Genomic DNA, 13,634 nt, shown 5'->3' on the forward strand with positions numbered 1-13,634 from the left:
GTTGAGAGTCGTTCATGAGTGTTGCGTTAAACTGTAATATTTGTTTCATTGGTGGTGGTAATATGGCTCAAGCCCTAATTGGAGGGTTGATTAGTCGTGGTTTACCAACAACGCGTATTACAGTTTCCGATCCTGTAGAACGTGTGAGAGAGTTATTAAAAGAAAAAGAAATTCAAGTTACAGACAATAATGAAGACGCGATCCAAAATGCTGATGTTGTTGTTCTGGCGGTGAAACCACAAGTACTGGCACAAGTTCTTAAACCGTTAAAAGATAAATTTGAGAATAAGTTAATTGTTTCGATTGTAGCAGGAGCTGAAATTGCAACGATTGCTGCATTAACGGGGACGGAGTTTATCGTTCGTGTCATGCCTAATACACCTGCATTGGTTCAAACAGGTGCCCATGGTTTATATGCTCATGACGTTGTTGACCAAGCAAAGCGTGAATTGGCAAGTCAGATTTTAGCTGCAACAGGCTTAACACTTTGGGTAAACTCAGAAGAGCAAATTGATGCAGTAACTGCGGTATCGGGGTCAGGGCCAGCGTACTTTTTCTATATGATGGAAAGTATGATTCGTGCTGGAAAAAATTTAGGCTTGGATGAGAAAACTGCAACAGCATTAACGCTACAAACAGCTCTCGGTGCTGCACAAATGGCGATCACCAGTTCTAATACGCCATCTGAACTGCGTAGAAATGTGACATCACCAAATGGTACAACTCAAGCGGCCTTGGAAGTTTTTGATCGAGCGCAAATTTCACAGAATATTCAAGCTGCTCTTGCGGCTGCAAAAAAACGCAGTCAGGAGCTCGCTCAGGAATTAAGTGATAGTTCTAAATAACTAAATTTTAGGAAAATTGAAGTATGGGTGCGAACTCTGCGCTATTTTTTGACATTATCATTAATGTTGCGATTTTATTGGTATTTTTCCGTTTTTTAATGCAATTAGCGGCAGTCAGTCCATATAACCCTGTTGTGCTATCGACAGTGAAAGCAACTAAAATTGTAGATGTGTTTGGACGAATCTTGCCAACTGTGGCACAGGGGCGTGTAAATCTAGCAGCTTTAGTGCTGATCGTGTTGTTGTATTTTCTTAAGGTATTTGGCTATAAATATTTAAATGCCTTACCAACAGGCGATGCATTGTACTTTATTGGTTCAACAGTACTTTCAATGTTGCAGGCATTAATTTCAATTCTTAAATATTTGCTGTTTGCTTACATTATATGTAGTTGGATTTTGATGTTTTCACAAACACGTTCACCATATATTGAAGTGATTCAAGAATTAGCTGAACCGATGTTGGCACCATTCCGTAAAGTAATGCCAAATTTAGGGATGATTGATCTTTCTCCTATCCTTGCATTCTTTACACTTTATATTGCTGAAATCATGTTGAAATCAATTGGTTAAATCTAAATTGCGGATTTAAACAATCTCATAAAAAAGGACTCATTTGAGTCCTTTTTTACAATCTAAGAATCTTAGAAATTAGTGCGCTTCGCCCCAGTTTTTCCCTTTGCCGACTTCAACAACAAGTGGCACAGAGAGTTGAACAACGCCTTGCATTGCATCTGCGATTTTAATAGCGATCTCGTCAGCGATCGCTTCATCTACCTCAAACACTAATTCATCGTGAACTTGCAATAATAATTTGGCCTGATCTTTAGGTAAAATTTTATCTACTTCGATCATTGCCATTTTGATAATCTCCGCAGCAGAACCTTGAAGAGGCGCATTAATTGCAGCGCGTTCAGCTGCCTTTCGAATCATCATATTGCGCGCATCGATATCTGGTGTGTATAAGCGTCGCCCTGTAATGGTTTCAACAAAGCCTTGTTCTAATGCGACTTGTCGTGTGCGTTGCATATATTCATAAATGCCAGGATAGCGATGGAAATATTGTTTAATGTAATTTTGAGATTCTTCGCGTGTGAATCCCAATTGACGTGTTAAACCAAACTCAGACATGCCATAAAGTAATCCAAAGTTGACGGCCTTGGCTTGGCGACGTTGATCATTGGTTACATCATCCAAAGCAATATTTAATACTTCTGCTGCAGTACGGCGATGAACATCTTGGCCGTGATTAAACGCGTCAACTAAAGCCTCATCTTGTGAAAAATGTGCCATAAGACGTAGTTCAATTTGTGAGTAATCGGCAGCAAGTAAAACCCGACCTTCAGGTGCAACAAAAGCTTTTCGGATTTGACGACCGATCTCTTCGCGAATTGGAATATTCTGAAGATTAGGATCAGTAGAAGATAATCGTCCAGTTGCGGTTAAAGCTTGATGGTAGCTGGTATGAACACGATGACTTTCGTTATTGGCTTGTTTGATTAAACCGTCAGTATAGGTACTTTTTAACTTAGACAAGCCGCGATATTCTAAAATAAGTGCAGCGATCGGGTGATCAATTTTCTCAAGAATGCTTTCGCTGGTACTGTATTGACCTGTTGAAGTTTTCTTACCACCTTTTAAACCTAACTTATCAAAAAGAATATCACCCACCTGCTTAGGTGAGCTGACATTAAAAGGTTGACCCGCGATTTCGATAATCTGATTTTCTAACTCTAGAATTGTATTAGAAAATTCTTGACCCAATTGATCGAGGAAACTCAAATCGAGCTGAATTCCATTTTCTTCCATCGTCGTCAGAACTGCAGCTGTCGGCATTTCGATTTGATGAAGAATATTGAGAAGCTCTGGGATTTCTTTAAGCTTACGCTCCAATACCTCATACAAACGATAGGTTACATGGGCATCTTCAGCGGCATAATGCGCTGCTGTTTCGATTTCAATTTGATTAAAGGTTTTTTGTTTAGCACCTTTGCCAGCCACTTGTTCGTAAGTGGTGGTTAAGTGGCTAAGATAAACGCGCGCAACGTCATCCATACCATGGCGCGTCGCCACAGCATTGAGCACGTACGAGGCAAGCATGGTGTCAAAGTACCAGCCTTGTAAATGAATTCCATGATTTTCGAGAATATGAGCATCATATTTTAAATGATGACCAATCTTCTCAATCTCAGCGTTTTCTAAAATTGGTTTGATTTGCGCAAGAATAGCGTCGCGATCCAATTGCTCTGGAGCACCTTCATAGTCGTGAGCAAGCGGAACGTAATATGCATCTTGGGCATCAAATGCCACAGAGAAGCCTACCATCTCTGCAACACGATAATCTAAACTTGTGGTTTCAGTATCGAAAGCAAAGCGTTTCTCAGTAGTCAATCTTTGAAAGAGTTTTTCCCAATCCGCTGGTGTTAAAACGGTATGGTAAGTTGCCTCGCCAAGCTGATCATCTACACTAGTTTGAACCGCTTGGTCTTCGATTTTCGATGTTGCAGTACTCGGTTTTGCGATAACTTGACTTGATTGTTTATACGCAGCACTATTTGGATTGTTGGGATGATCTAGAGACTGAAGTTGATTTCTAAACTCAAGTTCGGTGTAAAGCTGACGTAACTCTGCAACATTTGGATCTCGGAGTTTAAGATCATCGTAGGTCAGATTCATGTCTAAGTCACAAACAATACTTGCTAGCTGATGATCTAGCGCAATACCATCTGCATTGTCTTTAATATTTTGGCCTACTTTGCCTTTAATTTTATCGACATTTTCAAGAATTCCGCCTATTGAACCATATTCATTCAGCAGTTTAGCCGCAGTCTTTGCCCCGATACCAGGAACGCCCATGATGCCGTCAGAGGCATCTCCCATGAGGGTTAAATAATCAATAATTTGGTTCGGCCAAACACCAAACTTTTCAAAAACGCCATTCACATCCATGGGCTTGTCTTTAAAACTGTCTTCAAGTGTCACTTTGTCCGTGACCAATTGAGCCATGTCTTTATCGCCTGTGGAAATCAAGACTTTATAGCCTTCTTTTTCTGCACGTTTTGCCAGCGTACCGATGATATCATCGGCTTCCGCACCAGGTATGGCATGGAGTGGGATACCTAAAGCACGAATTAAATTATGTAAATACGGAATTTGTTGAGCGAGTTCGTCAGGCATGCTCGGTCGATCCCCTTTATATATTGGGGAAAGTTGATGACGGAAAGTTGGTTCAGGTGTGTCAAAAATGACAGCCATGTGTGTAGGTTGAACACGACGCATTAACTTTTGGATAGCAGAAATAGCTCCGCGAATTGCGTTGGTTTGTAAACCTGTTGACGTCGTTAGCGGTGGTAGTGCGTGATAAGCACGAAATAAAAAATATGACCCATCGACCAAGACAAATGGTGGCATTGAAACGTTCCTAATCCAATTAACTTTTTCATTGTACGTGATTTTCAGCAGTTGCGCTGATACAAGATTTGCAATCAAGTGTACAGAATATGCGATGAAAAACGCAAAATGCCAATTCTTGCTGAGGTATCATCAATCTAGCTAAAAAGGAATGATGTGTATGCTGAAGCAATATAGTGAAATAAAAATGATTTGGTTGATGCTACTCATCATAGTAGCGATCAGTACTTGGGTTCTAGGGTTGCCGATCATTACGTTTTTATGTGTTGCTGCATTCCTCATAAGTGTTATGCAATATGCCCATCATATTGAAAAACCGCTTACCAACATTGAGCAACAGACTCATTATTCGAAACAGAATACATCACGATTGCCCTTATATATTTCGTCATTTCTTGCACTAATTGGCAGCTTGTTCGATTGGACATGGTTGGTTGGATTAGGTTTAACACTCTGGATTTATTTTTTTCTAAACTGGTTGCGACAACTTGAGGGTCGATTAATTCAAATCGGTGCTTTGCAGGAAAAGCTAATAAAACTAGATCGAGACGATCAGACCAGCACCACAAGTATTTTACAAGATTCAGAGGGAATCCAGACAAATCAGCAGCATGATTTGGGTTTTGGGATGCAAATCAGACGATGGATCTTTCATGGTAATCCTGTTCTCAAAGTTGCGATTACCGTCCTAGTGATTGGGGTCGTCTTATTATTGAGATATATGGTTGAACATTGGACCTTAAGTCTTTCAATCAAATTTTTGGCTGTTGCTGTCATCGCCGTCATATGTGTTGCCTTTGGTTATCATATACAGAAAAAAAACCGCGGCTTTGGTCTTGCTTTACAAGGACTGGGTTTTGCGGGATTGTTATTAAGTATTCTATTTGCTTATCACTATGATCTGTTAAATCTCATTAATACGATTACGCTTTACAGCTTGAGCATGCTGTCGTTGGTCATACTGATTTTAAAACAGCGGTCAGTGGAGCTTTCCCTGATGGGAGTTTTGGTTGCTTATATTGCACCGTTCACATTACCTCATGCAGATTTTTCCTCAGCTCAATTACTGTCTTATTATCTAGCGGTCAATAGTGTTGTAGGTGTAATTTGTACATTACATCCATGGAAAATACTCACTCAAATAGCGTTGCTGCTCATTGTTGTTATCGGTGGTGGTTATGCCTTTTTGAATGGCGGTGTTGCAGAGAGATTCGTTTTATCCTGTCTAGTTATTGCACATGCGAGTGTATTTATTTGGTTGGGTTTCAGATTTAACCAGCTCGCTACACATCAAAATCAAGCTCATTTAGGTCAGCGTATTATTGACTCCGCATTGATTTATGTCAGTCCCTTGGTCGCATATGCATTTTTACATCTCATGTATTTAGATCAAACATCGGTTCAAATTGCCTTGTGTTTGGGTTTTGCATTGACTCACTTTGCGATTTTTAAAGTTGTGCAGCATGCGAAATTTGATACGGCGATTAAACAAAATTATTTAATGTTAGGTTTTATTTTTCTAAGTTTTGTCCCGCCGATCTTGATCCCACAAGTATGGAGTGTGATCGGGTGGATCATTGAAGGACTTCTTATTTTAATGTGGGGTTTGCATCGTGAGTTTAGGGTAGGGCGAACATTAGGTTATGCGTTGTTAACAGTTGGATTATTTTCGTATTTATACTATTTGATCGAGTTAGCATCAATTCCAAATATCATCCCATGGTTACTAGGTCTAAGTTATATCCTTGCGATTGTGGTCTCCAATGTTGTGATGCGTTATCAAAAACAGCTGACACTGTCAGATAAAATTTTCCTGTCTATTTTTTCTTTTTTTGCGAGTCTTTTACTGCTTTATCAAGGTGTGGAAAGTTTTAGTGAACCGATGAGATTAATCTACACACTTGCATTCACAACTGCGATTTATTTTGCTGCCAATTTTGTGTTGCAACCGCGCCAAGTAGTCTCATGGTCATGGTTATTACCAAAATGGTTGGGGCTGATTCCTATTGTAGTGTTCGCAGCTATTATGCTGATCGATCAATACACTCAAGGAGTCATCGTCTGGCAGTCATTTGGTGCGCAAGGCTTGTTTATCTTGGCTTGCTTGGGCCTGAGCTATCTGTGGTTAAAACCAATTTCAAATGCTCAGTACGAAAATGAATGGATCGCCTTTGGTGGACTCGCTTCTTTAGCTTGTGCCAGTGTGGGTGTAGTTTCAATGTCACCTATGATGGGAGCTGTTCTTTTACCGTTGATACTTTATGGCTATAGTGTTTCTAAAACAACAGACTTGAATAAGCTTTGGTTAACTAAGACTAGCCTCATTTTATTGTTGTGCTGGATTGTCAGCTCACAAATTTGGGTGGTAGAACCCTTTTGGAAATATTTTATCCCAATCTTAAACCCTATTGATTTCGTCAGTCTGACTGGTTTGTGGGTGCTTATTCAGGTGCTTCGCAGTCAAATCAGAATGGGGCTAGAGCGAACACTTGGCGCATTCTTGATCTTACTCGCTGTGCTATGGGTAAGTAGTTATGTACTTCTGAGAGCCTTACATTTTTATTTTGCTACACCTTATAACCAGTGGATCATTTGGCAAGATTCTGCAGTGCAATTGGCGTTGACATTATTGTGGGTGGTCATGGCATTCATTGTGATGAAATATGCCGCTATCATCCATAATCGAGTGGTATGGATGTTTGGTGCAAGTATTTTGGCGATCGTGACTTTTAAGTTGGTGTTGTTAGATTTATCCCATATCGGCACTCTAAGTCGAGTTTTATCATTTTTAGGCGCGGGAGGATTAATGTTGATTATTGCGTACATCGCTCCAGCGCCAGAGCAAAAACGAGTAGAAGAGACTAATGCTTGATCCTGAGATCAAGCATTAACCTTAATTCATTATAATTTAGGCTCTCTTTTGATTTCCTTAGCATTGGCGTATTGGTCTATTTCCTCATCTGTTAACGAGGGTTGTGGAGGGCGATCAACAAAACCCATTTTAGGTACAGGAATTTCAATATGGTGATCAACAAAACCGTTTCGAATCCGCTCTTGCATTTCATCACGCACTTTTAAAAAGTTTTCCTGTTGGCACCAAATGGCGAATAACAATTCGATTGAAGATTCACGGAATGCGGTTACCGTTACAGCAGGTTTGGGATCTGCTAACACTAAAGGATAGCTGTTTGCCACTTTTAATAAAACTTCTCGTACTTTAATGATGTCTTCATGAAAGTTGATTGCAAGTGTAATGGGGATGCGCCGTATCGGGAATTTAGAAAGGTTGTGTACGGGAGCACGAATTAATTGCTCATTAGGTAAACGGACATAGACATTATCTTGAGTCAGTAATTTGACAGACAGTAAATCAATGGAGATCACTTCACCTTCGATGGTATGTCCACGAATTAACGTAATTTGAATGGTGTCACCAATTTCAAAAGAACCTTCACCAATCAAGAATAAACCGCTGATCAAGTTCGTCGCAGAGGTTTGAGATGCAAAACCCAGCGCTACGGTCAAAATACCAGCGGCACCTAGAAATACACTTAATTTAAAACCTGCTTCTTTTAAACTCGCCATCACAAAGATGAGGAAAATAAAATAAAAAATACCGCGCCGCCATACCAAACGCTGATGAGCATTAAATTTGGCGCCGATCGTTCTCACAAAAGTATTGGAAACGACTCGAGCAAAAAGGAATCCAATAAAGCAAAGCACAATCGCAATAATAATTTCAGTTAGGCGATCCGTATTGATATTGGTAAATATACTTTTGAGGCTATCAGCAATGGTGCCGGTAAGACTATCTGCCATATGCCCCCCTTAGAAGAATGAATCAAACATGTTAAATAAAGTACTACCTGGGGCACGTGCTGGATTGACATAAATTACATCACCAGCCAATGGTGGGGTGCGATTTTCAATACGAATACGTGCTGGTCGATCCATCCCTTCGTGAATGACTTTAATTTGTGACGTCCATAATCGCTCTGTACTTTCACTATAAAACAAAGGCAGGGCAGGAACAGGTACATTCATTCGATCGAAACGGAGTTGATGTCCACTGACATTGTGAAAGTCAATTGGAGTGACTGCACGAAATGCACGTGGACGAAGTTGTTTTAGTTCTGTTCGACCATCAACTGAAGTGGCGTAACACATTTCACCACTGCGTTGATCAGGTCCGAACCATGTATCTTTAGGCATAATGACCGGTATATCGAATAATGGGGTCTTTTGACTTTCGACATAACCTGAAAGCCACAGAGGGGTACTAATATAAAGCGTGCCACGTTGACCAGCTGGAATGTAAATTGGGTCTACAGGACGGATCACCACAGATCGATCTGCAAGACGTGGTATCAATTGAATTTTAGGGTGAGTTTCCCTGAACATGTAACGTTCTACATGCACTGGACGAGGAAATGAAAAATGGGGGTCATCCATTTCCTGCCACTTTTGTTCGTAGTCGTATTGAATTTGAGGACGGTAGTACTCCATGCGCCATTCTTGTAAGCCACGAGTGAGTCGAAAGAGCAATGAACCAAATTGCCAAGCACGCACTTGATTGAGTTCAAAATGCTGCTCACCCCACCATCTTAAAGTCGAAGGGTTTTGCTCAAGTTTCTGATCTAGTGACAATAGGGAATATCCTTAAATAAATTCATTAAAAAACTGTCTTCACGCTGTCAAATGCTTAGAGTACACTCGAGGTAATTTTAATCATGATTATCATCCCTTATGCAAGTACTTAAACAAATACAAATACCGTATAGTTTTGCAAAAAAGCATGGCGTTTTGTTGCGTTATGAAGGGGATCAAGTTTTTATTGTCCGTCGTCAAGATACTGCTTTGGTTGCTTTGCAAGAAGCACGCCGTTACGTGGGGCATACAGCCAAATATCAATTGGCGACTGAACAAGATTTTAGTCAGTTACTCAGTTCAAGTTATGCTGGCGAGACAGGCGAGTCTCAGCAAGTGGCTGCTGGTTTAGAAGATCATCCTGACTTGTTAAGTTTAGCCGATCAAGTACCTGAAGCAGAAGATCTGATGGATCAGGAAGACGATGCTCCGATTGTTAGATTGATTAACGCATTATTGTCCGAAGCCATTCGAGTGAGTGCATCAGATATACATATTGAAGCTTTTGAAAAAAAGTTATCGGTTCGTTTACGTGTTGATGGGCAACTTCGAGAAATCGTGCAACCACGTCGTGAACTTGCCCCATTGTTAGTTTCACGTATTAAAGTAATGGCAAAACTTGATATTGCTGAAAAGCGAATTCCTCAGGATGGTCGTATCTCTTTACGACTGGCAGGTCGTGAGGTGGATGTCCGTGTTTCGACTTTACCCTCTTCACATGGTGAGCGCGTAGTAATGCGTCTTTTAGACAAGCAAGCAGGTCGTTTAAATATGACCCATTTGGGTCTGATGAAAGATGATTACGAGCGATTAACCCAATTAGTGCATCGTCCTCACGGTATCATTCTCGTGACCGGACCGACAGGTTCTGGTAAAACGACGACACTTTATGCTGCACTCTCGGATTTAAATGACGGATCTAAGAATATTTTGACCGCGGAAGATCCAATTGAATATCAACTTGAAGGTATTGGACAAACTCAGGTTAACACTAAAGTGGATATGACATTTGCGCGTGCATTGAAAGCGATGCTTCGTCAAGATCCAGATGTGGTAATGGTGGGGGAGATCCGAGATTTAGAAACTGCAGAAATTGCTGTGCAAGCATCCTTGACGGGTCACTTGGTATTGTCGACGTTGCATACCAATACTGCGATTGGTGCAGTGACGCGTTTAAAAGACATGGGAATTGAGCCATTTCTTCTGTCGAGTTCTTTAATTGGTGTGATTGCGCAACGATTGGTTCGTACTTTGTGTTCGCATTGTCATAGTTGGCGTGCCGCGGATGACTTTGAAAAAGAAATTTTTAAGAATGTCCATGATGGTATTGCGCTCAATCTGCCTCAACCAGAGGGGTGTGAACATTGTGCGCATACAGGTTTTAGTGGTCGTACCGCCATTTATGAAATCGTCCCTGTTGATGATGGAATGCGCCGTCTGATTCACGGGAATGCTGCAGAGTTTGAAGTTGAAAACTATGCTCGCCAGCAGTCAGGTTCGATACGTGATGATGGATTACGAAAGGTGCTTGAAGGTAAGAGTACATTAGAGGAAGTACTTCGAGTAACAAATGAAGCGGCGGAGTGATTCAGAGATTATTTAATAATTCTCGATAAAACGAAGAAGCGCTGATTTGAAATTAAGCTCGAAAGCTGAGGATTCAACAAAAGAGCTCAATTATAATAGTTGGGCATTTCGCATTCGCATAAGGTAATGAATTACATTAATAAATAAAAATAATTTTGAATAAGGTTTATAAGGTGAATTATAGGAATATTTATGAATTATCTTATGTCAAAACGCCATTACAGTAAGACATCTCACTAAAATTATTTTACAAAATTAAAGATTATGTAATATTTAGATTTTGCAATGTGATAATTTAATTTTGCATTTGGTTTCATACTTAATGTAAAAAATCTGTGAAGTATTACCAAATAGATCTAACAATACAAAACAATAGCTATAAAACATATATTTACTAAAAAATAATAAAAACATATGGTTAATTAACATGCGACAGACATTGAACTTGAAGATCTACATTTCTATGTATTCTACATGCTTAACTATAGAATGATCCTTTCCAAGTCTAAAGATACCTCGACGTGTTTCTCAGCAAAGCTGAGTTGTTTTACATATTGAACCGTGTAATCAGAAGTGCTTCAAAATCAAATATCAGTAATTAAGGAAAATTATACATGGAACTCAAAACACTCATCTGCACCCTCACCGCACTCGGTGGTATCGGATTAGTTGGATGTAATGATTCAAATTCATCTGAGCCTATTCCTCCAACAAATGCTACTGGTAATCTCTTGGTACTGACCAGTGACGGTATGATTAGCTCACTCAATCACGACCAACCTAGTTCGCTGATTTCAAATATTAAAATTTCAGGTTTAGTTTCTGGGGATCAGCTGGTTGGAATGGACCATCGTCCAAGTGATGGAAAGTTATATGCAGTAGGTTTGTTGGGTAATATTTACACGTTAAATCCAAGTTCTGGAGTAGCAAAATTCGTTATTAAAATGACAGCTGATCCAGCAGATACGACAGATGGTAATGCAGCTTTTAGTAAAATTACTTCCAATCCTGATGCGCTTAGCGTGAATTTCAACCCTGCTGCGGATCGTCTAAGAATTATTGGTCAAGATGGTCAAAACCTAAGAGTTAATGTTGATACAGGTCTCACCATCACCGATGGAGAAATTAGTCGGGTTGGTGATGCTACAACCGAAGTAAGTGCCGCAGCTTATACCAATGCTTTTGCTGGAACGGCAAGTACAAAATTATACAGTATCGAATCTTCGACAGATCGCATTTATCTGCAAAATGCAAATGCCGGAACATTAGGTATCTCTGCACCCTTAGGTCAGGATGTATCGAATAACGGTGGTTTTGATATAGACCCAATAAATAATATTGGTTTTGCTGCATTAAAAGTCTCGGGTGCATATAAACTATTTCAAGTTAATCTTGCTCAAGTCGGAACGACCAATAACGCTATTTTTGAGACAAGCGACTTGCCTAACGAATATCGTCAAACCTCCATTCGTGGGATTGCGCTTAATCGAGCAGAAGAAACCACTTCAAAAGGAATTGGGTTGACCAATAATAATTCTTTAATTAGATTTGAAATCAATAGTCCAAATGATACGACCGAACAAAAAATTACAGGCGTATTGGTCAATGAGAAATTCGTAGGTATTGATTTTAGATTACGTACTGCTGCTGATAAAACCGATACACTATATGGTTTAACTAATCAAGCAAACTTGTATACCATTAACCCAAATTCTGGTGCTGCAACACTTGTGACTGCACTTAAAGCAGGCACGGGTAGTAACTTTAGTACTCTAGACGGCACACAGTTTGCTGTTGACTTCAATCCAACGGCTGACCGTTTAAGAGTCATCAGTAATTCAGGGCAAAATCTGCGAATCAATGTCGATACGGGTGAAACCATTCAAGATGGCAAAATTAATGGGATCACAAATGCAGTGATTAGCGCTGCGGCATATACCAACAGTTTTAAAACACCTATTTCAGCTCTTAGCACCGAATTATTTAATCTAGATCAGGCCAATCAGTTACTGACGAAGCAAGTTCCACCCAATGATGGAACATTGGTGAGATTAGGTAGTCTTGGCGTGAACTTAAGCTTGAATGATGGTTTCGATATTGCTGGTGGTGATAATGGATTAGCTCTAGCGGCAATAAGCAACAATAATGGTGCTTCTATCCTATACCGTATAGATCTAAATAGCGATACAGCACTTACAACTCCTCGTGCACGTCCAGCTATTTCCGTTAATGGGACGCCTAGTGTTATGAAGTCAATGATCGGCTCAATTACAACGCCCGCCTTAATTGACTTAGCAATACTTTTTAAATAGTTTACTTGCTAGATTAAAAGAGTAATAGTTAAAAAGACATATGTACTTTTGAATTGATATAGTTGAAGACGGAAATTTTGGAGATACTGAACTAGTTAGTGGAGGTATCTCCAAATCACTATTTTTCTTTAAATTAAGCTGCAGGACTGATTACTGCAAGCTGAGGCAAAGAGTCATTATTCCTTTAGATACACATAAATCTACTTGATCCCACCTAACATAAAATTTCTTTTTCTAAGTTGAAATTAACTTATAACCACAAAAAAGCTGAGATGCAATATGCATATCAGCGTGATTTTTAGGATTGAAACAACTGGATCAAACAATCACATTCAAGGTCACATCAATATTGCCACGTGTTGCATTTGAATATGGACAAACGATATGAGCAGCATCTACTAGCTTTTGAGCTTGCTCTTTATCCAAGCCTTCCAGATGAATATTTAAAGTGGCTGCTATTCCAAAACCAGTTGGAATAGGACCAATACTCACTTCACCTTCAATATAAGCATCTGGTGTGATTTTCAATTTATCGCGGTTGGCAACAAATTTCATCGCACCTAAGAAACATGCAGAATAACCAGCAGCAAATAATTGCTCTGGATTTGTTCCACCACCGGGACCACCCATTTCTTTTGGTACAGCGAGCTGAACATCTAAAATTTGATCTGATGATGTAGCACGACCATCACGCCCACCAGTAGCTTTTGCATGTGCGGTATAAACAACTTTTTCTAATGACATGATTCCTTCCAGATAGAGTATAGGTGAATATCTATACTCTCTGATTTAAAAGGAATGATAAGCGGTAATTTTGTAAAGCTTGGTATTCA

The 13,634-nt window shown here is 39.8% G+C and carries 9 protein-coding genes; 5 read left to right on the forward strand and 4 right to left on the reverse strand.

Going from position 1 to position 13,634, the window contains the following annotated elements; translation table 11 throughout:
* Positions 1–14: 14 nt before the first annotated feature.
* Both proC and AC1M85_RS02920 read left to right on the forward strand, forming a co-directional pair.
* Positions 15–845, forward strand: coding sequence for a pyrroline-5-carboxylate reductase (gene proC, locus AC1M85_RS02915; protein WP_035268555.1), 831 nt, complete (start codon positions 15–17; stop codon positions 843–845).
* Positions 846–868: 23 nt separating this feature from the next.
* Positions 869–1,417 (forward strand): YggT family protein, encoded by a 549-nt coding sequence (locus AC1M85_RS02920; RefSeq protein ID WP_092768361.1) that lies wholly within the window; start codon positions 869–871, stop codon positions 1,415–1,417.
* 78 nt (positions 1,418–1,495) lie between these two features.
* Here AC1M85_RS02920 and polA read toward each other — a convergent pair whose 3' ends face one another.
* Positions 1,496–4,255 (reverse strand): DNA polymerase I, encoded by a 2,760-nt coding sequence (gene polA, locus AC1M85_RS02925; RefSeq protein ID WP_488213521.1) that lies wholly within the window; start codon positions 4,253–4,255, stop codon positions 1,496–1,498.
* A 160-nt stretch (positions 4,256–4,415) separates the two neighbouring features.
* Here polA and AC1M85_RS02930 point away from each other — a divergent pair, with 160 nt between their 5' ends.
* Positions 4,416–7,127, forward strand: a complete 2,712-nt coding sequence (locus AC1M85_RS02930; RefSeq protein WP_488213522.1) for a DUF2339 domain-containing protein — start codon at positions 4,416–4,418, stop codon at positions 7,125–7,127.
* A 29-nt stretch (positions 7,128–7,156) separates the two neighbouring features.
* Here the strand turns inward: AC1M85_RS02930 and AC1M85_RS02935 are convergent, their stop codons facing one another.
* Both AC1M85_RS02935 and AC1M85_RS02940 read right to left on the reverse strand, forming a co-directional pair.
* Positions 7,157–8,074: a mechanosensitive ion channel family protein gene (locus AC1M85_RS02935; protein ID WP_035268545.1), complete on the reverse strand. Its 918-nt coding sequence runs from the start codon at positions 8,072–8,074 to the stop codon at positions 7,157–7,159.
* 9 nt (positions 8,075–8,083) lie between these two features.
* Positions 8,084–8,902, reverse strand: coding sequence for a DUF432 domain-containing protein (locus tag AC1M85_RS02940; RefSeq protein ID WP_092768367.1), 819 nt, complete (start codon positions 8,900–8,902; stop codon positions 8,084–8,086).
* A gap of 99 nt (positions 8,903–9,001) precedes the next feature.
* Between AC1M85_RS02940 and gspE the strand changes: the two genes are divergently transcribed.
* Both gspE and AC1M85_RS02950 read left to right on the forward strand, forming a co-directional pair.
* The gene (gspE, locus tag AC1M85_RS02945) at positions 9,002–10,489 is read left to right on the forward strand and encodes a type II secretion system ATPase GspE (RefSeq protein ID WP_488213523.1); all 1,488 of its coding nucleotides are present in this window, start codon (positions 9,002–9,004) and stop codon (positions 10,487–10,489) included.
* A 614-nt stretch (positions 10,490–11,103) separates the two neighbouring features.
* Positions 11,104–12,801 (forward strand): DUF4394 domain-containing protein, encoded by a 1,698-nt coding sequence (locus AC1M85_RS02950; RefSeq protein ID WP_481593345.1) that lies wholly within the window; start codon positions 11,104–11,106, stop codon positions 12,799–12,801.
* 318 nt (positions 12,802–13,119) lie between these two features.
* Here AC1M85_RS02950 and AC1M85_RS02955 read toward each other — a convergent pair whose 3' ends face one another.
* Positions 13,120–13,545 carry an organic hydroperoxide resistance protein gene (locus AC1M85_RS02955; RefSeq protein WP_179998598.1) on the reverse strand — a complete coding sequence of 142 codons (426 nt, stop codon included), beginning with the start codon at positions 13,543–13,545 and terminating at the stop codon, positions 13,120–13,122.
* Positions 13,546–13,634 lie beyond the last annotated feature (89 nt).

The sequence above is a fragment of the Acinetobacter sp. 24-47-64 genome, assembly GCF_057737055.1.